This window comes from Ralstonia flaminis (assembly GCF_958415495.1).
Lineage (GTDB): Bacteria > Pseudomonadota > Gammaproteobacteria > Burkholderiales > Burkholderiaceae > Ralstonia > Ralstonia flaminis.
The window spans coordinates 1-24258 of record NZ_CATZLL010000016.1 but is presented as its reverse complement, the minus strand read 5'-3'; the positions used below and the strand labels follow the sequence as shown (position 1 = coordinate 24258).

General features: G+C 65.4%; 26 protein-coding genes. 9 read left to right on the top strand and 17 right to left on the bottom strand.

Annotation, left to right across the window (positions count from 1 at the left end):
* A complete protein-coding gene (locus R2N11_RS21385; RefSeq protein ID WP_316682312.1) occupies positions 1–603 on the bottom strand; it encodes a DUF1326 domain-containing protein in 603 nt (200 codons plus the stop codon).
* A 475-nt stretch (positions 604–1078) separates the two neighbouring features.
* On the opposite strand from R2N11_RS21385, the gene R2N11_RS21380 reads away from it, so the two are divergent.
* Positions 1079–1456, top strand: a complete 378-nt coding sequence (locus tag R2N11_RS21380; protein WP_199032923.1) for a flagellar protein FliT — start codon at positions 1079–1081, stop codon at positions 1454–1456.
* Here R2N11_RS21380 and R2N11_RS21375 read toward each other — a convergent pair.
* From R2N11_RS21375 to R2N11_RS21365, 3 genes are read right to left on the bottom strand one after another with little or no spacing between them, the layout of a single operon-like run.
* Complete coding sequence (locus R2N11_RS21375) at positions 1450–1920, bottom strand: lytic transglycosylase domain-containing protein (RefSeq protein WP_316682311.1); 471 nt, start codon at positions 1918–1920, stop codon at positions 1450–1452. The genes R2N11_RS21380 and R2N11_RS21375 overlap by 7 nt on opposite strands.
* 29 nt (positions 1921–1949) lie before the next feature.
* Positions 1950–2294: a hypothetical protein gene (locus tag R2N11_RS21370; RefSeq protein ID WP_316682310.1), complete on the bottom strand. Its 345-nt coding sequence runs from the start codon at positions 2292–2294 to the stop codon at positions 1950–1952.
* 10 nt (positions 2295–2304) lie between these two features.
* The gene (locus tag R2N11_RS21365) at positions 2305–2703 is read right to left on the bottom strand and encodes a hypothetical protein (protein ID WP_316682308.1); all 399 of its coding nucleotides are present in this window, start codon (positions 2701–2703) and stop codon (positions 2305–2307) included.
* A gap of 365 nt (positions 2704–3068) precedes the next feature.
* Between R2N11_RS21365 and R2N11_RS21360 the strand changes: the two genes are divergently transcribed.
* The 5 genes from R2N11_RS21360 (at position 3069) to R2N11_RS21340 (ending at position 10429) form a co-directional block, all read left to right on the top strand.
* Positions 3069–4364 carry a UbiH/UbiF family hydroxylase gene (locus R2N11_RS21360; protein ID WP_316682306.1) on the top strand — a complete coding sequence of 432 codons (1296 nt, stop codon included), beginning with the start codon at positions 3069–3071 and terminating at the stop codon, positions 4362–4364.
* Positions 4365–4400: 36 nt separating this feature from the next.
* Positions 4401–5156 carry a DsbC family protein gene (locus R2N11_RS21355; protein ID WP_199032927.1) on the top strand — a complete coding sequence of 252 codons (756 nt, stop codon included), beginning with the start codon at positions 4401–4403 and terminating at the stop codon, positions 5154–5156.
* A 78-nt stretch (positions 5157–5234) separates the two neighbouring features.
* Positions 5235–6251: an acrylyl-CoA reductase (NADPH) gene (acuI, locus tag R2N11_RS21350; protein WP_199032928.1), complete on the top strand. Its 1017-nt coding sequence runs from the start codon at positions 5235–5237 to the stop codon at positions 6249–6251.
* Between the two features lie 59 nt (positions 6252–6310).
* The gene (locus R2N11_RS21345; RefSeq protein ID WP_316682377.1) at positions 6311–8200 is read left to right on the top strand and encodes a M61 family metallopeptidase; all 1890 of its coding nucleotides are present in this window, start codon (positions 6311–6313) and stop codon (positions 8198–8200) included.
* A 12-nt stretch (positions 8201–8212) separates the two neighbouring features.
* Positions 8213–10429 carry an FUSC family protein gene (locus R2N11_RS21340; RefSeq protein ID WP_316682305.1) on the top strand — a complete coding sequence of 739 codons (2217 nt, stop codon included), beginning with the start codon at positions 8213–8215 and terminating at the stop codon, positions 10427–10429.
* Between the two features lie 265 nt (positions 10430–10694).
* Here the strand turns inward: R2N11_RS21340 and R2N11_RS21335 are convergent, their stop codons facing one another.
* The 9 genes from R2N11_RS21335 to rpe form a co-directional block, all read right to left on the bottom strand.
* Positions 10695–11495, bottom strand: coding sequence for a uracil-DNA glycosylase (locus R2N11_RS21335; protein ID WP_316682304.1), 801 nt, complete (start codon positions 11493–11495; stop codon positions 10695–10697).
* Positions 11492–12151, bottom strand: a complete 660-nt coding sequence (locus R2N11_RS21330) for a CYTH domain-containing protein (protein ID WP_316682303.1) — start codon at positions 12149–12151, stop codon at positions 11492–11494. The genes R2N11_RS21335 and R2N11_RS21330 overlap by 4 nt, the downstream gene beginning before the upstream one ends.
* A gap of 12 nt (positions 12152–12163) precedes the next feature.
* A complete protein-coding gene (gene trpC / locus R2N11_RS21325; RefSeq protein ID WP_316682301.1) occupies positions 12164–12967 on the bottom strand; it encodes an indole-3-glycerol phosphate synthase TrpC in 804 nt (267 codons plus the stop codon).
* Between the two features lie 12 nt (positions 12968–12979).
* On the bottom strand, positions 12980–14017 hold the full coding sequence (gene trpD, locus R2N11_RS21320) for an anthranilate phosphoribosyltransferase (RefSeq protein WP_199032303.1): 1038 nt from the start codon (positions 14015–14017) through the stop codon (positions 12980–12982).
* Positions 14018–14030: 13 nt separating this feature from the next.
* Complete coding sequence (locus tag R2N11_RS21315; RefSeq protein ID WP_316682300.1) at positions 14031–14459, bottom strand: lysozyme inhibitor LprI family protein; 429 nt, start codon at positions 14457–14459, stop codon at positions 14031–14033.
* The gene (locus tag R2N11_RS21310) at positions 14459–15028 is read right to left on the bottom strand and encodes an aminodeoxychorismate/anthranilate synthase component II (RefSeq protein ID WP_199032302.1); all 570 of its coding nucleotides are present in this window, start codon (positions 15026–15028) and stop codon (positions 14459–14461) included. Before R2N11_RS21310 ends, R2N11_RS21315 begins: the two co-directional genes overlap by 1 nt.
* An 18-nt stretch (positions 15029–15046) precedes the next feature.
* Positions 15047–16603 carry an anthranilate synthase component I family protein gene (locus tag R2N11_RS21305; protein ID WP_316682299.1) on the bottom strand — a complete coding sequence of 519 codons (1557 nt, stop codon included), beginning with the start codon at positions 16601–16603 and terminating at the stop codon, positions 15047–15049.
* A 395-nt stretch (positions 16604–16998) separates the two neighbouring features.
* On the bottom strand, positions 16999–17739 hold the full coding sequence (locus R2N11_RS21300; RefSeq protein ID WP_316682298.1) for a phosphoglycolate phosphatase: 741 nt from the start codon (positions 17737–17739) through the stop codon (positions 16999–17001).
* Complete coding sequence (rpe, locus tag R2N11_RS21295) at positions 17739–18464, bottom strand: ribulose-phosphate 3-epimerase (protein WP_316682297.1); 726 nt, start codon at positions 18462–18464, stop codon at positions 17739–17741. The genes R2N11_RS21300 and rpe overlap by 1 nt, the downstream gene beginning before the upstream one ends.
* A gap of 156 nt (positions 18465–18620) precedes the next feature.
* Between rpe and apaG the strand changes: the two genes are divergently transcribed.
* Entirely contained in the window at positions 18621–18995 is a 375-nt protein-coding gene (gene apaG / locus R2N11_RS21290) for a Co2+/Mg2+ efflux protein ApaG (RefSeq protein WP_021197406.1), read from the top strand.
* Here the strand turns inward: apaG and R2N11_RS21285 are convergent, their stop codons facing one another.
* Positions 18996–19235 carry a hypothetical protein gene (locus R2N11_RS21285; protein ID WP_199032298.1) on the bottom strand — a complete coding sequence of 80 codons (240 nt, stop codon included), beginning with the start codon at positions 19233–19235 and terminating at the stop codon, positions 18996–18998.
* Positions 19236–19307: 72 nt separating this feature from the next.
* On the opposite strand from R2N11_RS21285, the gene mltA reads away from it, so the two are divergent.
* Positions 19308–20450, top strand: a complete 1143-nt coding sequence (gene mltA, locus R2N11_RS21280; RefSeq protein WP_199032297.1) for a murein transglycosylase A — start codon at positions 19308–19310, stop codon at positions 20448–20450.
* Between the two features lie 9 nt (positions 20451–20459).
* Here the strand turns inward: mltA and paaK are convergent, their stop codons facing one another.
* The 3 genes from paaK to paaG form a co-directional block, all read right to left on the bottom strand.
* Positions 20460–21767 (bottom strand): phenylacetate--CoA ligase PaaK, encoded by a 1308-nt coding sequence (gene paaK, locus R2N11_RS21275; RefSeq protein ID WP_316682296.1) that lies wholly within the window; start codon positions 21765–21767, stop codon positions 20460–20462.
* Between the two features lie 84 nt (positions 21768–21851).
* Positions 21852–22256: a hydroxyphenylacetyl-CoA thioesterase PaaI gene (gene paaI, locus R2N11_RS21270; protein WP_233177106.1), complete on the bottom strand. Its 405-nt coding sequence runs from the start codon at positions 22254–22256 to the stop codon at positions 21852–21854.
* Between the two features lie 67 nt (positions 22257–22323).
* Positions 22324–23112: a 2-(1,2-epoxy-1,2-dihydrophenyl)acetyl-CoA isomerase PaaG gene (gene paaG / locus R2N11_RS21265; RefSeq protein ID WP_199032294.1), complete on the bottom strand. Its 789-nt coding sequence runs from the start codon at positions 23110–23112 to the stop codon at positions 22324–22326.
* An 86-nt stretch (positions 23113–23198) separates the two neighbouring features.
* Here paaG and R2N11_RS21260 point away from each other — a divergent pair, with 86 nt between their 5' ends.
* A complete protein-coding gene (locus tag R2N11_RS21260; protein WP_316682295.1) occupies positions 23199–23975 on the top strand; it encodes an enoyl-CoA hydratase in 777 nt (258 codons plus the stop codon).
* Positions 23976–24258: the final 283 nt, after the last annotated feature.

The following is a 24258-nucleotide window of genomic DNA, read 5'->3' as shown; positions in this document are numbered from 1 at the left end:
TCACGCATCAAACAGGAACGTACTCTGCAGCGCGTTGTGGTTCTGGAGGTCGACATTGATGCCGATGTCCGCGTTCTTCGAGCGATAGACCGGCGCCTTGCCCACGAACACCGGCGCACCGGGCACGGTCGAGAACACGGTGTCCGACAGCGTGGTCTGCTGGCCGGTCGGGCCCATGTACGGTTCCAGTTCGGCGTAGTAATCGGTGCCAATCTTGAGCGTGCCCTTGGCGCCCACGATGTCGAACGTGATCGGCGCACGCTCGACCGAGACGACCTTGCCGATCAGCTTGGCCAGTTCGGCAATCGGACCGCCGGCCTGGCCGGTGTAGACCTTGAGAAGGGCTTTCTCCTGCTCGTCCGAGGCGGAATCGTTGAGGAAGATCGCCGCCGTCCAGTTGCCCTCCAGAATGTTGCCGGGCACGCGGGCGACAGCGGCGATGGTGCAGCCGGACACATCGACGCCCTCGATCGTGCCCTGGTCCATATGCCACGCCACGATGGTGTCGCAGACCTTGAAATCGGGGTCCTCGCCGATCCAGCACGGGCATAGGACGCGGCAGTTGCAGACCTCGAGCAGCCTGCCTTCCAGGTGATAGGTCATGGTTTCCTCCAGCCGACGCGGTTGATGAATGCGCGCGCGACCACGGCAATCGGCCGAGGCGGACGTTGTCAGGGCTTGGCCCGGATGGAGGGTCGGAAACGGGCAGGCAGACAGCCTGCCGTATCGAAGACAAGCGGACGAAAGCGGCCCCGCAATCCGTCTGCGGCGCGCCACTGTCAAATTCTAGGAAGCCACATTGGGTAAGCAAGACGAATCCCGGCGGGCCAGGGGCGCGGGCCGAAAACGCGTTACGGGGCCGTTACGCGTTACGTTCCAGAAACGTAACAACTTTGCGCAAAACCCCGTCCACAGTGGATGTCGGCAAGGGGGTAGGGAAGTCCCCAGCCTGCCCGTCAACCCAGGCGGGATAAGGCCCTGAGCCAATTTTGATGTGGCAAAGACGGGTGCCGCAGGGACCGGGCATGCCTATTGCACTGTCTTGCTCCAAACAACAAATCTGCATGGGGAGCACAGCATGTCCTGGACCGTCGCCACCGCCGCCCGCCCGACCCACGTGGTTGCCAGCAACGACAGCCTGTTCGCCAGCTACGAGGCCATCGCCACCCTGTCTGCAGAGATGGTCGCAGCCGCTGAAATCGGGGATTGGGACGGTGTGAGCGCGCTGGAACGCGAATGCGCGGTCTACATGGAACGTCTGGGCCACGCCCAGCGCCCAGCCTTGTCGCGCGAAGAGCTGCAACGCAAGCGCGACCTGATGATGCGCATCCTGGCCAACGATGCCCGCGTGCGTGCGCTGGTCTGCCCGCGCCAGGACGAACTGATGCGCCTGGTCAGCGGTGAGCGCCGCTCCATCGGCGCCCGTCAGGCCTACGCCACGGTCTCGTACTACTGAGCACCTCGCAGTTCCCCCCACGACACCAGCACGCGCTGGATGCTGCGCGCGTAGGCATCGCGCTGCGCAGGCGTTTCGGAGTGGTACGCGCCGATCGCGCGCCACGTGTTTCCGTGGCGAACCATTTTTTGCTTGAGCAGCCAGGCCGCCACGAACACGTTGACGCAGGCGTCGGTCAGCGCGCGGCGCGGCACACCATAGCGCGCCAGCGTACTGAAATGAATCGAATTGATCTGCGCCTGGCCGATATCGACCGAGCCGTCGGCGTTGCGGTGCACCGCATTGGCATCGCCCTTCGACTCAAACCACACGATGGCGCGCAGCACTGTCGGGTTGACGCCCTGGTAGGCGCCAGCCTGCTCAAAGCAATCACCCGCTGCATTGACGGCAAAGCTGGACAGCGCCAGTAGAAGCGCTGCGCCAACTCGGCCACAAATCAAGCGAAGGGTGGGGGTGGCGACCATGACGGCTCCGGCTGGCGATCGGTGAGTGGTTACTTCTGTAAGGCCGCTTCAAGCTGATGCTCGATGCCGGCCAGATACGTGTGCGACGCTTCCGACACCACCATGCGCGGCACCGGCTCGGCTGCCTTGCGCACCTGGACGAAGGCCGCCTTGCGTTTGCCGCCGCGCGTGCGTACCGCGGGCGCGGGTTCGACCTCGCTACCACTGCCGCCCGGCGGCAGCATCGCCAACGAGGGCAAGGGCGGATAGACCTTGTCGGCCGCCGCTGCTGCCGCCGTTGCCGGCATCAAAGCATCGGGTGGCGCGGCGAATGCAGATGCGGGCACGCTTAACAGGCCAACGGTCAGTGGGAAGAGTAGATGGGTCATACGCATGACATTCCTCTTAATCCTGCGTGCGGATCGTCACGCTATACGGCTGGCTGGCGCTGACGGTCAGGTTTTCCAGGTGGACATAACCGGCGCGTTGCGCGGGCACGCCATTCCACAGCGCTTGGTTCAGGTAGCGGAAGTCCTGCCCCAGCGCGGCAACCTGGATCGTCGCCGGGCGCTTCTGCGCGGCAGCCAGCGCGCCGGCCTTGGTCAGCACGGCAGTCAGTTGCGGATCATGCGCGCCCAGTGCATCGGGCGGAATGGTGAAGCTCAAGACCTCACCTGCGGGTGCGGTGCGGGCGTTGGGCGCGGGCGGCGTCTGCGTCTGCAACTGCGCGCAGCCAACCAGCGCCAGCAATGCCGCGCCGGCAATCAGCCTGGGCAGCGGTGTCATATGGGAGAGAGTCCACATGGCGATCAGGAATCCATGGATCGGACCCGCACTCTATCGGCGGGTCGTGCGCGTCAAAACGTCGAATTGCCCCGCTTTTATCGTCCATCCCGGGCGATGACTTGAGCGCTGTTTTTCAGGTGGAAATGGCGTCACATTGCGGGTCGGCGGGCATGCCAAGACGTGACCACTTTCGGGATGCGGGGCGCACTTCGGGTGGCCGGAAAATGCATCCCGCGCCGCAATCTTCGTAAGTGATGTAGACGCACCTCAATGACGGAGTAGGCGTAAATACCGACTGACCCATGTCAGCGCCAGGTGCCTGCCGTGACACATTTGCGCGGCCGCAAAGTCGCACCGGCCCCCGCCGCTATAATCGGCGCACCATGAATACACCCGCGTTTTCCTCTCCCAAGGCTGCTTCCAAGGAGGCACCGGCCTACCATCTGGCGGTGGTTGGCGGCGGTATCGTCGGGCGCGCGTGCGCGCTGCGGCTTGCGCAGATCGGCTTGCGCGTGGCGCTGATTGCGCCGCCCGCGCCATCGCCCGCACCCACCGGGCCCGATGCCTGGGATGCGCGCGTCTACGCGTTCTCGTCCAGTTCGCAGGCGTTGCTGGAACAGTTGCGCATCTGGCCCGCGCTCGACATGACGCGGGTGCAGCCGGTGCACGACATGCGCATCTTTGGCGACGATGCAGCCGCGCGCGGCGAGCACCTCCATCCCGACCTGCATTTCTCCGCCTATGCCGCCGGCGCGCCGCAACTGGCGTGGATTGCCGAGTCGTCACTGGTCGAGCGCGCGCTGGAAACCGCGCTGCGCTTCGCCCACACCGTGCAGACCTTCCCCCACGCCGCCACCGGCTTCGAGATGGAAGCAGACGCCGTGCGCCTGACGCTGGCCGACGGGCAGGTGATTCGCGCCGAATGCGTGATCGGTGCCGACGGCAAGCACTCGTGGGTGCGCGAGCAGGCCGGTATCCGGGCTGAGGTACGGCCGTACCGCCAACTGGGCGTGGTCGCCAACTTCCAGGCCGAGCACTGGCATCAGGACGCCGCGTGGCAGTGGTTTCTCGGTACCTCGGCCGAGCAGGCCGCCGCAGCCGACGACGCCACACCCGCGCGCGGCGAGATCCTCGCGATGCTGCCGTTGCCCGATCGCCGTGTCTCGATGGTGTGGTCCGCCGATGAAGCGCACGCGCGTGAGCTGTTGGCCCTGTCGCCCGATGCGCTCTGCCGTGCCGTGGAGGCCGCCGCAGGTGGCGCCATCGCCGCCCGCTTCGGACGCCTGTCGAACATCACCCCCGCGCAGGGCTTTCCGCTGATCCTGCAGCACGCCAGCCGGGCGGTCGCACCGCGCGTGGCACTGGTGGGCGATGCGGCCCATGTGATCCATCCGCTGGCCGGGCAGGGCATGAACCTGGGTCTGCGGGATGTCGCAGAAATTGGCAAGGTGATGGCGGAACGTGAAACCATGCGCGATCATGGCAATCTGAGGTTGTTGCGCCGTTACGAGCGTGCCCGCCGCGAAGACCTGCTGTCGCTCACGGCCGCCACGGATGGTCTGCACAAGCTGTTTGCCCTGCCGGGCGCGCTGCCCCGCACGGTACGCAATGCGGGCTTGGCGCTGGTGGGCATGACGCCATTTATCAAACGCTTATTGATTAAGCACGCGCTGGGCTGAGGCATCATCAGCGCTTTCGGGGTATCAGGAGCTTTTATGTCGTTTCGTATTCGGGTGGCGGCCATCGCCTCGGCGGTTACTGTGGCCGCCATTGGCGCGGGTTACATGCTGACGACGGGGACTGCGGGCGCCGCCGAGCCCGCACTGGACAAGGTCAAGGCCACGGTGCAGAAGGCCCTGGGCTCCAACGTGGAGATCAAGAGCGTCAGCAAGTCGCCGCTGGCCGGTCTGTACGAGATCAACCTCGGCAGCCAGGTCGTCTACAGCGACGCCACCGGCCGCTACGTCCTGAACGGCGACCTGCTCGACACGCAGACCGCCACCAACCTCACGCAAGAGCGCCTGGCCGAGCTGAACCGCATCAAGTGGTCCGATCTGCCGTTGGACCGCGCGGTGAAGTGGGTCAAGGGCAACGGCGCGCGCAAGATCGCCGTGTTCTCCGACCCCAACTGCCCGTACTGCCACAAGCTGGAGCAGATGCTCACGCAGGTCGACAACATCACGGTCTACACCTTCCTGTTCCCGATCCTGTCGGAAGATTCGAACACCAAGGCCAAGCAGATCTGGTGCTCGGCCGACCGTGCCAAGGCCTGGCGCGACTGGATGACCGCCAAGACCGCCCCAGGCGGCGCCGGCACCTGCGACACGCCGCTGGAAGCCAACCTGAAGCTGGGCCAGTCGCTCAACGTGACCGGCACGCCGGCCATCATCTTCCCGGACGGCTCGCGGGCCCCGGGCCTGATCGATGCGGCCACGCTGGAGCGCAAGTTCGCTGCGCTCAAGAAGTCGTAAATTGCCCAGATGAAGCGCCGGTTGATCCGGCGCTTTTTCTTTGGGCGCTCGCATTCACAACACCATTGGAGACTTGGCATGCCGTTTCGCGCGCTGATGCTGGAAAAGCAGGATGGCGGACCGCTGGCCCACATCGTTGACCTGGATGACGCGGCATTGTCGACGCCCGAAGCACTGGCCAACAGCGTGACCGCGGGTGACGTGCTGATCCGCGTGGACTGGTCGACCATCAACTACAAGGATGGCCTGGCCATCACCGGCCGCGGCCCCGTCGTGCGTAAGTGGCCGATGGTGGCCGGCATCGACGGTGCGGGCGTGGTGCTGGATTCCACGCATCCGGACTGGAAAACGGGTGATGCGGTCGTCCTCAACGGCTGGGGCGTCGGCGAGGCGCACTGGGGTTGCCTCGCCCAGCGCGCGCGCCTCTCGGGCGACTGGCTGGTCGCGCTGCCGGCGGGGCTCGATGCTCGGCAGGCCATGGCGATCGGCACGGCGGGTTACACGGCGATGCTGTCGGTGCTGGCGCTGGAGCGCGCCGGCGTCAAACCGGGCGACGGCGAGGTGCTGGTGACGGGCGCCTCGGGCGGCGTGGGCTCGATCGCCATCGCGCTGCTGGGCAAGCTCGGGTACCGCGTGGTTGCCTCCACCGGCAAGACGAGCGAGGCGGATTTCCTGCAAGCCCTGGGCGCCGCCGATGTGATCGACCGCGCCGAGCTGTCCGCGCCGGGCAAGCCGCTGCAGAAGGAACGCTGGGCGGCGGTGGTCGATTCGGTGGGGTCGCACACGCTGGTCAATGCCTGCGCCCAGGTGCGCTACGGTGGTGTGGTCACCGCCTGCGGACTGGCGCAGGGGATGGATTTTCCGGCCACCGTTGCCCCGTTCATCCTGCGCGGCGTGACGCTGTGTGGCATCGACAGCGTGATGGCGCCGCGTGCGCTACGCCAGACGGCATGGCAGCGCCTGGCGACCGACTTGCTGCCGGATCGCTTGGCGGCCATCACACGCGAGGTGACGCTCTCGGAGGCCATTGATGCTGCGCACGACATCATGGCCGGCAAGATGCGCGGGCGCGTCGTTGTCGACGTCAACCGTTAGGCGGATTTCCGGACGATTTGCCTTCGGCAGCATGGGACGGCAACGCTACAATGTCCGCCATGAAGCCGATCCGCTACACCATCGCCCCCGCCGCGCCCGAGGCGCATGTTTTCACCGTCACCGTCACGGTCGATTCGCCAGATCCACAGGGGCAGCGTTTCTCGCTGCCGGCGTGGATTCCGGGCAGCTACATGATCCGGGAGTTTGCGCGCAACATCGTGCGCATCGAGGCGTCGTCGGGTCTATCGGGTGACAACAAGCCGGTGCGCCTGACCAAGGTCGACAAGGACACCTGGTGGGCTACACCGTGCAGCGGGCCGCTGACGGTTTCGTACGACGTCTACGCGTGGGACCTGTCGGTGCGGGCCGCGCACCTGGACGCGACGCACGGCTTCTTCAACGGCACATCGGTCTTCCTGCGTGTGGAAGGCGCGGACGATCAGCGTTGCCTGATCGACATCCAGCCGCCCGCAGGGGACGCCTACCGTAGCTGGCGTGTGGCCACCGCGCTGCGCGAGGCCACCGGCCGTATCCAGGGCAAGGCTGGCGCCAAGCGCTACGGTTTCGGCTGGTACGAAGCCGCCAACTACGACGAGCTGATCGACCACCCGGTCGAGATGGGCACCTTCGAGATGGTCTCGTTCGAGGCCTGCGGTGCGCAGCACGATGCCGTCTTCACCGGCCGCGTGCCGAACCTCGATCTGGAGCGCATCGCGCGGGATTTCAAGCGCATCTGTGAAGCACAGATCCGCCTGTTCGAGCCGCAGACTGCCACCGCCCCGTTCCTCGACAGCAACCGCCGCTACGTCTTCATGACGATGGTCACGACCGACGGCTATGGCGGCCTGGAACACCGCGCCAGCACCGCGCTGATGTGCGCACGCAATGACCTGCCCGTGACCGGCCGCGATGAGACCACCGAGGGCTATCGCACCTTCCTCGGCCTCGTCAGCCACGAGTATTTCCACACCTGGAACGTCAAGCGCATCAAGCCGGCTACCTTCGTGCCGTATGCGCTCGACCGCGAGGTGCACACGCCGCTGCTGTGGCTGTTCGAAGGCTTCACCAGCTACTACGACGACCTGATGCTGGTGCGCTCGGGTTTGATCTCCGAGGCGCAGTACCTGGAGATGGTCGCCAAGACATGGAACGGCGTGCTGCGCGGCAGCGGCCGCCTGAAGCAGAGCGTGGCCGAAAGCTCGTTCGACGCGTGGACGAAGTACTACCGCCAGGACGAGAACGCCCCCAACGCCATCGTCAGCTACTACACCAAGGGCTCGCTCGTGGCGCTGGCGCTGGACTTGACCATCCGCACGCAGACCGACGGCGAGCGTTCGCTCGACGACGTGATGCGCGCCCTGTGGGTGACGTACGGCCGCGACTTCTATGCCGCCGGCCACACGCAGCGCGGCGTGACTGAAGCCGGGTTGACCGCCCTGATGGAAGAGATCACCGGCCTGCGCCTGCGCACGCTGGTGCGCCAGTTGACCGAAGGGCGCGACGATCCACCGCTGCCCGCGCTGTTCAAGGCGATGGGCGTGAGCGCAACGCGCAAGGCGGCCGAGACGGCACTTGCCCTGGGCGTCAAATCGGGCGCCGAGAACGGCTTCGTCAAGCTGCAGCAGGTATTCGACGGCAGCCCGGCGCAGCGTGCCGGCTTGTCCGCCGGCGACCTGATCGTCGCGGTGGACGGCCTGCGCGTGCCGGCTGGTCAGCTCGACAAGACCCTGGCGCGGCATCGCGCCGGCGATACGGTGTCCGTGCACGTGTTCCGCCGCGATGAGCTCATGGCGCTGGACGTGACGCTCGCCACTGACGCCACACCGCAGTTCACGTTGGCGCTGGCGTCCGACCCGTCGCCGCTGCGCTCGGCATGGCTGGGCAAGCGCGCCGCCGGCCGCAAGGTTGTGCGTGAACCGCGCGCCGCACGCGGCAAGTCGGCCGCCTGATCCGCGCAGCCGATGGACTACGCCCACGACCCACGCACCTTTCTCTACAGCCACTACGTATCGCGCGGCATCCGCACTGCCACCGGCGTGATCGGCCTGACGCTGCTCGCGCTGCTGGTGATGGATCTGCAGGGCGCGATGGTGGTGTCGATCGGTGCGCTGTGCACCAGCCTGATGGACTTGCCCAGCCCGCTGCGGCACAAGTTCAACGAAATGATGGCGTGCGTGCTGCTGACCACGGCTGTCACCTTCATCGTGGCGGTGGCCACGCCCTACGCCGTCCTGCCGGTGGTGCTCGTGCTGGTGACCTTCCTGGCCGGCATGATGGTGGCGTACGGTAACAAGACGATGCCGCTGCAGTTTGCGGCGCTGTTCGTCATGACGCTCACGTTTACCGAGGAGTTCGCCTTCCGCGAAGCGGTGGAACACACCGTGCAGTTCTTCCTCGGCGCCATGGGCTACATGGCCTTTGCGATGGCGGTGGCGTGGGGCCAGCGGCGCCGCATCAAGGAGCAGGTGCTGGCCGAGTGCCTGTACGAGCTGGCCGTGTACGTCGAACGTAAGGCCGGCTTCTACGACGCCTCCAAGGATTTCGACGAGCAGTTCAACGCGCTTGTGCGCCAGCAGATTTCGGTGGCCGACAAGCAGCAGGTGGCGCGCGACTTTGTCTTCCGCGACAACCGCACGGCCAGTGATGGGCGCCTCGTGCAGATCCACATGCGGATGCTCGACATCTACGAGTACCTGCTGTCATCCAACACCGACTACCCGCTGCTGCGCCAGTATCTGGCGGACGCCGAGATCCTGCGCCTGCTGCACGGGATCATTGAGCGCCTGCGCCAGGACATCGAAGGCGTCGCCTACGCCGTGGGCCGCGACCGTGCGTCACCTACGCCCATGTCGTATGAGCAGGAGATGGCTGCCATCGACGCCGCGTTCAATGACGTGCAGCACGGTCACCACGGCATTCCAATCGAGGCCATTGCCGCGCTGGAGGAGTCGATTGCCACCGTGCGCGGCGCGATCCGCCTGATGGCGCAACTGCACGCGGCCACGGCCACACCGGTGGAGTTGTCCAAGGTGCTGCTGCGCCCGGACATGACGCCGTTCCTGACGCGCCAGAAGTACGAGCTGCGGCTGGTGCTGGAGGAGCTGACGTGGCGCTCGCCGGTGCTGCGCTTCGCGCTGCGCATCTCGATGGCGGTCGCTGCTGGGCTGTGGATTGCCGACCACCTGCCGTACTCCTCACATGGCTACTGGGTCTTGCTGACCATCGTCGTGATCCTCAAGCCGACGTTCAGCATGACGCGCCAGCGCAATTTCGACCGGGTGCTCGGCACGCTCATCGGCTGCGTGATCGCGGCGGTGATTCTACGGTTCACCCATTCGACCTGGATTCTGATGGGCGTGCTGTATCTGTCCACCGCCGCCAGCGCCGCGTTTGTCACCATCAAGTACCGCTACACGGCCATTGCCGCGTGCGTGCAGGTGCTCATCCAGATCAACCTGCTGCTGCCCGGCAGCAAGGGCGCCATCGGCGAGCGGCTGGTCGATACGTTGATCGGCGCGGCCATCGCCACCGCCTTCAGCTACGTGCTGCCCGCCTGGGAATACCGCAACCTACCCAAGCTGGTGGATGACGTGCTGCGCACCAATCGGCGGTTTATCGAGGCAGCGCGCGACCTGCTGCTCGGTACGCTCAAGGACGATTTCGCCTATCGCGTGCAGCGCAAGCAGTACATGGAATCGCTGACCGGATTGATCTCCGCCTTCGCGCGCATGCTCGACGAGCCCAAGAGCCGCCACCGCGCTGTGGATAACTTGAACCGCTTCATCGTGCAGAACTACCTGGTGGCCGCGCACGTGGCGGCAGTGCGCATCCTGGTGCGCCAACGCACGCAGGAGCTGGACGAGGCCGAGACGCGAGCCCTGGTCGAGCAGACCGCCGAGGCCGCGCTCGAAAGCCTCACGCGTGCGAAGGAGCGCTTCGACCAAGCTGTGCACGAAGGTGGCTGGGGCGTACGCCCGCGCGACACGCAGGAACTCGGCGCCGCCGACTTTGCTGATCAGGCTGCGCGCTCGCGCATGGTCGACGCCGCGACGGAAGCGGATTCGCTGTCCGCCATGCACCTGCTGGAGCGGCGCCTGCAGGCGCTGCGGGCGGATACGGCCAAGATCGCGCTGCGGTGTGGGGCGTTGGGGCGGGCGCTGCGGGTGTCGCGGGATTAGGGCCCCGGAGCTTGAAGGTCCAGCGTCGGACGTCAAAGGTCGGCCGCCGCACACGAAGCCCTCCGGTGTCGGAGGTCAAAGGTTCAGAGCCGGACCTTTGAGGTCCAATGTAGGACCTCCAAGCAGCAACACCGGAGGTTGGAAGGTCCGGCTTTGCACCTAAAAGGTGCATGCGCGAGGGTTTCAGGTCCGATGTCGGAGGTCAGACGGTCCGGCATCGGACGTTGGACGTGCCAGGCCGCAGGTTTGAGGTCCGTGCGCGAACTCAATCGGCTTGTGGCCGCAACCAATCAATCGCCGGTTGGCTGTGTGCCGCCAGCCATGCATTCGCCGCCTTGAAATGCCCACACCCCAGGAACCCACGATGCGCCGATAGCGGCGACGGGTGCGGCGCCTCCAGTACGAGATGCCCCATTTGCGCGTCATGCAACAACGCCCGCTTGGCCTGCGCGTGGCTGCCCCACAGCATGAACACACGCTTGTGACCAACGCGCGCCAGATGTTCCAGCAGGCAATCGGTGATGCGTTCCCAACCGCGTTTGGCATGGCTGGCGGCTTGGCCTTGCTCGACGGTGAGCACCGTGTTGAGCAACAGCACGCCTTGCTGCGACCAGCCTTCCAGGTTGCCTGAAGCGCTCGGCAGCTTCTGGCCGAATTCCGCTTCGATTTCCTTGTAGATGTTGCGCAGGCTCGGCGGCACGCGCACGCCGGCCGGCACCGAGAACGCCAGTCCATGCGCCTGCGGAATCTCGCGGCCATCGACGGTGCCCGTGCCGTGATACGGGTCCTGGCCGAGGATGACGACGCGCGCATCGTCCACCGATGTCAGGTGCAGGGCGCGAAACACATCGGTCGGGAAGATCGGCTTGCCCGCCGCGCGTTCGCCATCCACGAAGGCACACAGTTCGGGCCAATTGGCCTGCGCGATGCAGGGCGTGAGGAGGGTTTTCCAGTCGTCGGGCAGCGCGTCGAATTGGGCCGCGAGTGGGACGAAGTCACCTGCGGGTGTTTCAGCGGCGGGCTCGTCGAAGAGGGCGCTTTGGGCGGGATCGGCTCGGCGCTTCATGCGTGATCTCCGGTAGCCGTTGCGCGCAACTGATAGCCGCGCTGCGCCTTGCTGATGTCGAGCGGCGCCAGGCCGGGTACAGCGGCACGCAGTGTCCGCGTCCAGGCGTGCAGGTGCTCGGCAATCGCGTCTTCGCTGAGCGTGCTGCTGGCGGCCGGTTTCCATTCGAGTTCCAACTCGTGGATGGACTCGCGTGCATCGGTGCCGGGGATCAGGATGGCGCCGGCGTCCAGCGCAATCTCGATTTCGCCGCCGTCAGCCGCGGCGTGCCACAGGCGGCGCGTGAAGTCGGTGCGGAACAGCGGGGCGAGGCGATCGGCGTGCGGGCGCACGTAGTCGGCGGCTTCGGCGGCGTTGTTGGCGGCGAAGGCGTCAACCGACAGCGCATCGCTCGTCAGCGGCACTTCCCATTCGTGGCGGGCGCTCAAACCAGCCGTACTCACTGCTGCGGTTTTGAGCGTTTGCAGCCACTGATTACCGTGACGGCGCACGCGTAGCGCGGCACGATTGCGTGCCAGTGCCTGATCGGGCGTATCGTAGTACACGTTCGCCAGCTCCACCGAGCCCACCGCTTGGGCGTGCGCATCCAGCCATCCGACCAGCACGTCGTGCGCACCGGCCGGTACGGCCAACTTCAATTCAATCTCACGGGCCATTGCGTGCGGCGATCAAGCAAACAGGCGGGCCAGCTCGGCGCCAGGATCGTCCGCGCGCATGAAGGCTTCGCCGACGAGGAAGGCGTTGACGGCGGCGGCGCGCATCTTGCGCACGTCGTCCTGCACGAGGATGCCCGATTCGGTCACGACAATGCGATCGTCCGGCATGTGCTTGAGCAGGCCGATCGTGGTGTCGAGCGAGGTTTCGAACGTGCGCAGGTTGCGGTTGTTCACGCCAACCAGCGGCGTTTGCAGGCGCAGCGCGCGGTCCAGTTCGTGGCCGTCGTGCACTTCCACCAGCACGTCCATGCCGAGTTCGAGTGCACAGGCTTCGAGTTCGACCATCAGCCCCTGGTCCAGCGCGGCAACGATCAGCAGGATGCAGTCCGCACCCCACGAGCGTGCTTCGTACACCTGGTACAGATCGACCATGAAGTCCTTGCGCAGGACAGGCAATGCACAGGCGGCGCGGGCTTCTTGCAGGTAGTCGGCATGGCCCAGGAAGAACTGCTCGTCGGTCAGGACGGACAGGCACGCGGCGCCGTGCTCCGTATAGCTGCGGGCGATGTCAGCGGGCTTGAAGTTCGGGCGCAGCACGCCTTTGGACGGCGACGCCTTCTTCACCTCGGCGATGACGGCAGCGTGGCCGGCGGCGATCTTGTCGCGCACGGCCTTGGCAAAGCCGCGCGGGCCCAGCGTGCTGTCGGTGCGGTTGGCTTCAGCCTCGGCGCGCACGCTGGCGAGGTCGCGGTGCTTGCGCGCAGCGGCCACTTCTTCGGCCTTGACGGCCAGGATTTTTTGCAGGATGTCAGACATGGATGAACTGGCTTAGGCTTTGAACTGGTTGGTGACGCGCACGAGTTCGTCGAGCTTGGCGCGTGCCGCGCCCGAAGCGATGGCCTCGCGTGCCAGCTTCATGCCGTCCTCAATGGAGCCGGCGATGTTGGCCGCATACAGTGCTGCACCCGCATTCAGCGAGACGATCTCGCGCGGGGTGCCGGGCTTGTTTTCCAGCGCGTCGATCAGCATCGCTTTGGATTCTTCCGCGTCGGCCACCTTCAGGCTGCGGTTGGAAACCATCTGCATGCCAAAGTCTTCCGGGTGGATTTCGTACTCGCGCACCTCGCCGTCCTTCAGTTCGCCGACGAGCGTAGCAGCGCCCAGCGACACCTCGTCCATGCCGTCCTTGCCGTAGACCACCACGGCGTGCTTCGCCCCCAGGCGCTGCATCACGCGCACCTGAATGCCGACCAGATCCGGGTGGAACACGCCCATCAGGATGTTCGGCGCGCCAGCCGGGTTGGTGAGCGGTCCAAGGATGTTGAAGATCGTGCGCACACCCAGTTCCTTGCGGATCGGGGCGACATTCTTCATGGCCGGGTGGTGGTTGGGTGCAAACATGAAGCCGATGCCGGCTGTCTCGATGGATTCGGCCACCTGTTCGGGCGTGAGCATGATGTTCACGCCCAGCGCTTCGAGCACATCGGCGCTGCCCGACTTGGAGCTGACACCGCGTCCGCCGTGCTTGGCGATGCGCGCACCGGCTGCGGCCGCCACGAACATTGATGCGGTGGAAATGTTGAACGTGTTGGCGCCGTCGCCGCCCGTGCCGACGATGTCGACAAAGTGATCGGACACCTCAGCCGGCACCTCGACCTTGGTGGCGAACTCACGCATCACGGTGGCAGCGGCCGCGATTTCGCCGATGGTCTCTTTTTTGACGCGCAGCCCCATGGTGATGGCCGCGGCCATGACGGGCGACATCTCGCCGCGCATGATCAGCCGCATCAGGTGCAGCATTTCGTCGTGGAAGATTTCTCGGTGCTCGATACAGCGGGTGAGCGCTTCTTGCGGTGAAATGGTCATGGTGATTCCGTATTCAGTTGAGCGCCGGAGCTGCGGTCGGGGTTGCCGGTGCTGCAGCCTCGCGCAGGGCGCCGATGCGCTCGCGCGAGAGATCGGCCTCGCATGCGGCTTCTGCCAGGTCGGCATCGGGCGCATTGCGGGCCAGGCGGCGGGACAGGTCGCATTCGGCCTGCCGATAGAGTTGGTGTGCGCGCACGGTGCGGTCGAAGGCCATCGCGGCGCCACGGTCCGTACCGTTGTTGGTGGCAATACGGGCGCGCAGTGCGGTGCGGCGCGTTGATTCAGCCGCAGTCAGTTCCATCTGCGCCGCCTTGCGCGCCGCCTGCACGCAGCGAGCAACATCACCCGCTTCCGGTTGGGCGGCACGGCAGGCTTCCAGGGTGCCAGCCATTGCCGGCAGGCTTGCCAGCATCGCGATCACCACCGCGCACACGCAGCGCATCAGACGCGTTCCTTCAGGAAGTTGCCGAGCAGCGCGTGGCCGTGTTCCGACAGGATCGACTCCGGGTGGAACTGCACACCTTCGATGGGCAGCGTCTTGTGGCGCACACCCATGATTTCGCCGTCGTCGGTCCAGGCGGTCACTTCCAAGCAGTCGGGCAGCGTCTCGCGCTCGATCGCCAGCGAGTGGTAGCGCGTCACCTTGAAGTGGCGCGGCAGGTTGGTGAACACGCCCACGCCAGTGTTCTCGATGGTGCTGACCTTGCCGTGCATTACCTTCTGCGCGCGGATCACGCGGCCGCCGAACGCATCACCAATCGCCTGATGCCCGAGGCACACGCCCAGGATGGGTACGCGCCCCGCAAAGTGCTTGAGCGCCGGGACGAGGATGCCGGCTTCCGTCGGCGTGCAGGGCCCAGGCGACAGGCAGATGCGCTCGGGATTGAGCTTCTCGATCTCCTCGATCGTGATCTCGTCGTTGCGAACGGTGTGCACGTCTTGGCCGAGCTCGCCGAAGTATTGGACGATGTTGTAGGTGAAGGAGTCGTAGTTGTCGATCATCAGCAGCATGTTGGTCTCCTTGGCCTCTCAATAGAAATCGGCGTCAAGGCCGTCTTGCACCTGCTCGGCGGCACGCAGCACGGCGCGCGCCTTGTGTTCGGTTTCTCTCCATTCGGCATCCGGGTCGGAATCGGCGACGACACCGGCTGCCGCCTGCACGTAGAGGTTGCCGTCCTTGATGATGCCGGTGCGGATGGCGATCGCCAGATCCATCTCGCCCGAGAACGAGAGATAGCCCACTGCGCCGCCGTATATGCCGCGCTTGACGGGCTCCAACTCGTCGATGATCTCCATTGCGCGCACTTTGGGTGCCCCCGAGAGCGTGCCGGCAGGGAAGGTCGCGCGCAGCACGTCCATATTGGTCATGCCGGGCTTCAGCCGCCCCTCGACCGAGCTGACGATGTGCTGCACGTGGGAATACTTCTCGATGACCATCTGGTCCGTCACCTTGACCGAGCCAACCTCGGCGATGCGGCCGATGTCATTGCGCGCCAGGTCGATCAGCATGACGTGCTCGGCGATCTCCTTCGGGTCGTTGAGCAGTTCGGTGGCGAGTTCAGCATCGCGCTCGGGCGTGTTGCCGCGCGGGCGGGTGCCGGCCAGCGGGCGGATCGTCACGATGCGGGCGGATTCGTCGGCGTTATTGCCATTGCCATTGCCGTTGTTGGCTTCGGCGCTGGTGGATGGAATGCGGCGCTCTTCCTGGCGCACCAGGATTTCCGGCGAGGCTCCAACGATCTGCATATCGCCGAAGTTGTAGAAATACATATACGGCGACGGGTTCAGCGAGCGCAGTGCGCGATACAGCGAGAGCGGCGCATCGCGGAACGGCTTGACGATGCGCTGGCCGACCTGCACCTGCATCATGTCGCCGGCGGCGATGTACTCCTTGGCCTTGAGCACGGCGCTGATGTAGTCGGCCTTGTCGAACTCGCGGATGGAGTCGGTGCGCACCGAAGCAGATGTGACCGGCACATCCACCGGCTGGTGCAGCTTGGTACGCAGCGCGCGCAGGCGCTGCTTGGCGCGCGAATACGCCTCGGGCTTGGCCGGATCGGCGTAGACGATCAGATAGAGCTTGCCCGACAGGTTGTCGATCACGGCCAGCTCTTCGCACAGCATGAGCTGGATGTCGGGCAGTTGCAGGTCGTCCGGCGGGGCGCTGTCAGCCAGGCGCGGTTCGATGAAGCGCACGGCGTCGTAGCCGAAGTAGCCAGCCAGGCCACCGCAGAAGCGCGGCAGCCCCGGGCGCAGCGCCACTTTCTGACGGCGCTCGAACGCGGCGATGAAGTCCAGCGGGTTGCCCTCGTGCGTCTCGACGACCTTGCCATCGGTCACCACTTCGGTGCGGTTGCCGGTCACGCGCAGCAGCGTGTGCGCGTGCAGGCCGATGAACGAGTAGCGCCCGAAGCGCTCGCCGCCCACCACCGATTCCAGCAGGAAGGTGTGCGTGCCGCGGTCATGCGATTGCGCCAGCTTCAGGTACAGCGACAGCGGCGTCTCCAGGTCGGCCAGCGCCTCGGCAATCAGCGGAATGCGGTTGTAGCCCTGGTCGGCCAGCGATTTGAATTCGAGTTCGGTCATGAGCGGTCAGGTCGATTCGCCAGGCAGGCGGGGTGCGCTCGCCGGCATGCGTTGGCTCCACGGCAAACGCAAGAGCGTCAATGATGCCGTCGGAACGTTAGCAGAACATCAGGGATGGGAACGCGCGAATGTCGTAAATGCGACCGTGCGGTCCCGCAAGAGTCGTCCGAAAGCGGATGCCAACGGAAGACCGGCGGGCGGTCAGCGTTTGAGGCGGGAGATGCAGCGGTGGTTTGGGCGGCGCGCTCGTGACGCGCCGAGTGCCGAAACCGAGGGAAAACGATCAGCAGCCGTGCAAACGCTTACGCCCGGACGAGGGCGTGCCAGGGCCGCCAGGGCCAGGCCCCCCGGTCACCACCAGCGTCGACGCGTTTGCGATTCAGGAACATGGATCGTCAGTTGGAAGCGGCAGAGAATGCGTTGTGTGGCTCAGCGTAGGGCTGAATCAGCTGCGCTGCCGCAAAAAGTGTGTCGACTATAGCATCGGCTCCGGCGTGCTGTATAGGCTGGCCGTGGTTGTAGCCATACGGCACGGCCAGCACGCGCATGCCGGCGGCGCGGGCCGCGCGGGCGTCGTTTTCCGAGTCGCCAATGGCCACGACTTCAGCCGGAATCACGCCAAACGCCTCCGCCACACGCAGCATGGGGTACGGATCGGGCTTGCGATAGGGGAAGGCGTCGCCCGGGTAGACGAGGTCGAAATACGCGTCCAGACCCAACTGCGCCAGCAGCGGCCGCGTGAAATCGTGTGGCTTGTTCGTCACGCACGCCAGGGCGAGGCCCATGTCGCGCAGCGCGGCCAGCCCTTCGCGTACGCCGTCATAGACGTTCGCATACTGGCCGTTGATGGCGATATAGGCGCGTTGGTAGGCGTCCAGCGCTTCGGCGAAGCGGCTGTTGGCCTGCGCCGGCGGCAGACGCGCATCGAGCACGCGCCGCACGAGATTCTCCGAACCCTTGCCGACGTAACTGACGACTTCGTCAATCGGCATGTCCGGCGTGGCGCCGAGCGCTTCCAGCATCGCGTTGATGGCGGCGTGGAAGTCGCCCGCCGTGTCGACCATCGTCCCGTCCAGATCGATGATGACGGCGCGGATGGGGCCCGCAGGTAGCACGTCTGGCAAGGTGCCCGTCATCACGACAGGCTGGCCAGGGCCTGGCGCAGCGCGCCCACCGTGCCGCGATAGCCGCCGTCCGCATCCGGCTTGCCGAACACGGCCGAACCGGCGACGAACGTATCGGCGCCTGCCTTGGCAATCTCGGCGATGTTGTCTGCTTTTACGCCACCGTCGATTTCCAGCAGGATCTTGCGGCCGGTCTTTTCCTGGTACGCATCCAGCTTCTGGCGCACGGTGCGCAGCTTGTTCAGCGCCTCGGGAATGAACGATTGGCCGCCAAAGCCGGGGTTGACCGACATGATCAGCACCATGTCCAGGCGATCCATCACGTGGTCCAGGTAGTGCAGCGGCGTGGCCGGGTTGAACACCAGTCCGGCCTTGCAGCCGTTGTCACGGATCAGTGCCAGCGAGCGGTCGATGTGCTCCGATGCTTCCGGGTGGAAGGTGATCAGATCGGCGCCAGCCTTGGCAAAGTCGGGGATGATGCGATCGACCGGGCTCACCATCAGGTGCACGTCGATCGGCACCGGCTTGCCGTCTTTCTGCGCGTGCGGACGAATGGCTTCGCACACCAGCGGGCCGACGGTCAGATTCGGCACGTAGTGGTTGTCCATCACATCGAAATGGATCCAGTCGGCGCCCGATTCGAGCACGCGGCGCACTTCTTCGCCCAGGCGGGCAAAGTCGGCGGACAGGATGGACGGGGCGATGCGGAAACCGGACGGATCGATGGCTGCGGGCATGGTGAGAGACGGATAAGGCGCGCGAACGTGCACGCGAATGCGCAAGGAAGGGCGCTATTTTAGCCGGATCAGCCTACCGATAGACGGCACTGGCTCATGCCTTGCCGCTGCCACGGCCATGCCGCACAATGGGCGCCATTCTTATAGTGGATCGTCATGCCGAGCTACGAACTCACCGTCCAGGTCCGGGCGCGCTATCTGTCGGAGCAATCCGAGCCGGAACAAGGTAACTATGCGTTTGCCTACACCATCACCATCCGCAATACCGGCGATGTGCCGAGCCAGCTGATCTCGCGCCATTGGGTGATTACAGATGCCGACGATCAGGTACAGGAAGTCAGCGGCCTGGGCGTGGTCGGCCATCAGCCGCTGCTACCACCGGGTGAGTCGTTCGAGTACACGAGTTGGGCGACCATCAAGACGCCCGTGGGTACGATGCGCGGCGAATACTTCTGCGTGGCCGAAGACGGTCACCGCTTCGAGGCGCCGATCCCCGAGTTTGCACTGGTGATGCCGCGCATGCTGCACTGATCAGGATGCGTCGGGTTTGGCCGGCCGCGAATCTTTTTGCGCGGCTTCGGTCGATTCCGATGGCGCGCTTGGGACGGGTCCGCCCTGGCGCGATGGATGCTCGGGTGGGGCACGCAGCGGGCGCGGATGCTTCTTGGCACCGGACATGGTCCAGATCACGATGAAGATCAGCAGGAGCAGCGCCACGCCGGCCTCCAGGCCGAACAGCATCATCGGATGGTTTTCAAAGAATTCGCTCATGGTCGAGGCAAAAAGCGCGGGTGCCGGCATTGTAGCCAAGCCCCCCACCTCGCCGGATAGGATGAAACAGGCATGACAGCAGCAACCTTGGATGCATTGACGCCGGTCCGTACGGCTCCCCGACGCGGATGGGCCGGGCTGGCCGCCGCGCTGGTCGCCGTTTTGCTCGCGGCGTGTACCAGCGGTCCGCCGCCGCGCGTCGAAACGCCGCAGCCGCCTACCGGCACGCTCGGCGGTCATCTGGACCAGGCCAACTGGGCTGACGTGACGGGCTGGACGACGGACGATCTCGCCTCCGCGTGGCCCGCACTGCAATCGAACTGTCAGGCCATGAAGCGCCGCGCCGAGTGGGCACGCGTGTGTGCCGCCGGCCTGATGGTCGACGCGGGCGACCCGATCGCCATGCGCGTCTTCTTTGAGGAGAACTTCACGCCATATCGCGTGGTGAAGGATGACGGCACCGACAGTGGCTTGGTCACCGGTTACTACGAACCGCTGCTGCGCGGCTCACGCACCCGCCACGGCATCTATCAGACCCCGCTGTACCGCATGCCCGCCGCGTGGCGCGGCAAGACGCTGCCGGCGCGTGCGCAGTTGATCCGCAGCCCCGCGCTGCAGGGCCAGGAAGTCGTATGGGTGGATGACCCGGTGGAGGCGGCCTTCCTGCAGATTCAGGGCTCGGGCCAGGTCCAGCTGGAAGAGGGCGGCATCATGCGCCTGGGCGTGGGCGGCACCAACAACCAGCCGTTCCGCTCGTTCGCGCGCTGGCTGCTCGATCAGGGCGAAATCACGCCCGTGCAGGCGACCATGCAGGGCATCAAGGCGTGGGCGCGCGCCAACCCGGGCCGTGTCGAAGAAATGCTCAACATCAACCCGCGCTACGTCTTCTTTGCGGAAACCCCCGGCAACACTGCCGGCCCCATCGGCAAGCTGGGCGTGCCACTGACGGATGAGCGCTCGATTGCGGTGGACCCGACGTTCATCCCGCTGGGGTCGCCGGTGTTCCTGTCGACCACCAAGCCGCTGTCGACAGAGCCAATCCAAAAGCTGGTGTTTGCGCAGGACGTGGGCTCTGCCATTCGCGGCGCCGTGCGAGCCGACTACTACTTTGGGCACGGCGACGCCGCGGGCGATCTGGCCGGGCGCATGAAGCAGGCCGGCCGGCTGTGGGTGCTGGTGCCGAAGGGCGGCAGTGTTGGTGTTGCTACCCGCTAACGCCTCAAGCTAACCGCGCCGCAAATCCACCACGCGGCGCGCTTTCCCGACCGAACGCTCTATCCCGCCGGTCGTCAGAATCTCGATCGTGGCCGTCACGCCAATCAGCGACTTGATGTCGTGCGCCAATTGCCCGCTGGCCGATTGGGCGGCCACGTCCGCCGAGGCGCCCAGCGCCGCTTCTACTTTCACTGTCAGCGTATCCAGCGGGCCTTCCTTAGTCAGCACGCATTGGTAATGCGGTGACAGCGCCGCGTGTTTGAGGATCAATTCCTCGATCTGTGAAGGAAACACGTTCACGCCGCGCACGATCATCATGTCGTCGCAGCGGCCGGTGATCTTCTCCATGCGGCGGAAGCCCGGGCGCGCCGTGCCGGGCAGCAGGCGCGTCAGGTCGCGCGTGCGGTAGCGCACCACCGGCATCGCTTCCTTGGTCAGCGAGGTGAACACCAGTTCGCCAAATTCGCCGTCGGGCAAAACTTCGCCGGTGTTCGGGTCGATGATTTCGGGGTAGAAGTGATCTTCCCAGATCGTTGGGCCGTCCTTGGTTTCGGCGCATTCGCTGGCGACACCTGGGCCCATCACTTCCGACAGGCCATAGATATCCACAGCCGAAAGCCCCATGCGCGCCTCGATGGCCGCGCGCATCTCGGGTGTCCACGGCTCTGCGCCGAAGATGCCGATCTGCAGGCTCGATGCGGCTGGGTCCATGCCTTGCCGTTCGAACTCATCGGCAATCGCCAGCATGTAGCTGGGCGTCACCATGATGATCTGCGGCTGGAAATCGCAGATGAGCTGCACCTGCCGCTCGGTCTGCCCGCCACCGAAGGGGATGGCGGTGAGCCCCGCGCGTTCCACGCCGTAGTGCGCGCCCAGGCCGCCTGTGAAGAGGCCGTAACCGTAGCTCACGTGGACCTTGTCGCCGCGCCGCGCGCCCGCCGCGCGAATGGAGCGCGCCACCAGCCCGGCCCAGGTGTCGATGTCCGCCAGCGTATAGCCGACCACGGTGGGTTTGCCCGTCGTGCCTGACGAGGCGTGGATGCGCGCTACGCGATCCTGCGGCACGGCAAACATCCCGAACGGGTAGTTGTCGCGCAAATCGGCCTTGGTCGTGAATGGAAACTTCGCCAGATCCGCCAGCGACTGCAGCTCCGACGGATGCACGCCCGCCGCCTCAAACTTGGCCCGATACGCCGGCACGTTCTCATACGCGTGGGCCAGGCTGTGCTTCAGCCGGTCGAGCTGCAGCGCCTGGATGGCGTCACGGCTGGCGGTTTCGATCGGGTCGAGCGGCAGGTCGGTCGAGCGGGGGCGCATAGCGGTCTCCTTGGGGCGTCGTCATGCGGCGCCCTCTAGTGGTGGCGTTGCCTTCGGGGCTCTATATAGAGGGTGAATCGCGGCTTACTGTTCAGTGCTATCAGGGACGGGAATGACGTGGCCGCGAATCTGCGCAGACTTGCCGCGGAATAGGGCAACCACCTCACCGGCTTGGTTGGACACGCGCACGTCATAAACGCCGTGCCGGCCGGACAGGACCTGCTCGGTCGCCTCGGCTGTCAGCACATCGCCACCGTGCGCCGGGCGCAGGAATTCGACGCTGCAGCCTGCCGCGACCGTGTTGTGATTGTGGCTGTTGCAGGCAAACGCAAAGGCCGAATCGGCCAGCGTGAAAATCAGCCCGCCGTGACACGTGCGATGCCCGTTGAGGAATTCGGGCCGCACGGTCATGGACAGGCGCGCGTAGCCGGGGCCGACTGCCTCAATGCGCATGCCGAGCCAGCGGGTGCAGGCATCGGCGTCATACATGCTCTTGCTGGCGGCTTCAGCCAGCGCCTGTGCATCCTGAAGGGCGGTCTCGGTCACGCGGGTTCCTTTATTCGCCGGTGAAGTGGGCGGGGCGCTTGTGAAGGAAGGCGTTCACGCCTTCGGCGTAGTCGTGCGAGTTGCCAAGCTCCCGCTGCAGGTCGCGCTCCAGATCAAGCTGGGCGTCGAGCGACTGCGTGGGCGCCGCATGCATGGCGCGCTTGATGGCGGCCAGCGCTCGGGTCGGCTGCTTGGACAAGTGATCGGCCATGGCCTGCACCTCGGTCATCAGGATCTTGGCGTCGTGATAGACGCCCCAGATCAGCCCCCAGGACAACGCAGTCTTGGCGTCGAGCTTCTCGCCCAGCATTGCCAGCCCCATTGCCCGCGCCACACCGATGCGCTGCGGCAGGAACCACGTGCCGCCCGAATCCGGCAGCAGGCCGATCTTCACAAACGCCTGCAGGAAGCAGGCGCTCTCAGCGGCCATCACGATGTCGCACGCCAGTGCCAGGTTGGCGCCTGCACCGGCTGCCACACCGTTTACTGCGGCAATGACGGGTAGGGGGAGGGCACGCAGGCGGCGCACCAACGGGTTGAACTGCTCGTCGATCAGCTGGCCTAGGTCGGTCATCTGCCCGGGCGTGAAATTGAGTTCCGAAAGATCCTGCCCCGCGCAGAAGCCGCGTCCTGCGCCCGTCAGGATTAGCGCCCGCGCCTGCTGGCGTTCCACCTTGTCCAGCGCATCGCGCAGTTCCCGGTGCATGCCGGCCGTGAAGCTGTTGAGCTGGTCCGGCCGGTTCAGCGTGATGGTGGCCACGCGGTCGTGCCAGTCGAGCAGAATGCTGGGACTCGTCATGATCTTGTCTCCTCCTCGGTCACAGGTTGATTGATTAACCGACCGGTTGGTCGGCTAATATTACATGCATTCCAACTGGAGCTTCCATGTCCTACGAAAACATTCTGGTCGAAACACGCGGTCGTGTTGGTCTTGTTACGCTCAATCGCCCCAAGGCGCTGAACGCGCTCAATGACGCGCTCATGGACGAGCTGGGTGCAGCGCTGTTGGCCTTCGATGCGGATGCCAACATTGGTGCCATCGTCATCACCGGCAGCGAGAAGGCATTTGCCGCCGGGGCCGACATCGGCGCCATGGCCGAATACGACTTCGCTACGGTCTATAAGAATGAATACATCACGCGCAACTGGGAGACCATCCGCCGCATCCGCAAGCCGGTGATTGCCGCGGTGGCCGGCTACGCCCTGGGCGGCGGCTGCGAGTTGGCCATGATGTGCGACATCATCCTGGCGGCCGATACCGCCAAATTCGGCCAGCCCGAGATCAAGCTCGGCACCATGCCTGGCGCTGGCGGCACGCAGCGCCTGCCGCGCGCGGTCTCCAAGGCGAAAGCCATGGACCTCTGCTTGACTGCCCGCATGATGGGCGCCGAAGAAGCCGAGCGCGCTGGCCTGGTTTCGCGCGTCATCCCCGCTGAAAAGCTGCTCGACGAGGCTATCCAGGCCGCCGAAACCATTGCAGGCTTCTCCCTGCCCACGGTCATGATGATCAAGGAGTCGATCAACGCGGCCTACGAGACTTCGCTCAGCGAGGGTGTGCACTTGGAGCGGCGCCTGTTCCACGCCACATTCGCCACAGAAGACCAGAAAGAAGGCATGCGCGCGTTCGTAGAGAAGCGCGCACCGGCCTTCAAGCACCAGTAAGCAGGGCGGACTGAGGTGATTTAGGGAATACCCGAGTTTCTGGCTCGGGTATCCTGAACGCCATTTCTTGGGTCGCTTTAGGCCGGAAATCCTAGGCGCAGACTGGGCTGGCGCGGATTCTTCATGGTTCCGTCATCAGTTAGACACGAGAAAGGTGTTGCCAAGTGCGTGGAACCCACCTATAGTTCGCCCCTCGCTGCACGACGCAGCGCCGAAACGCAGGTTGAGGCGGTGGTGTCGAGGCGGTGGAGAAGTAGATGTGGTGCGGGTTTCCGGCCGATTG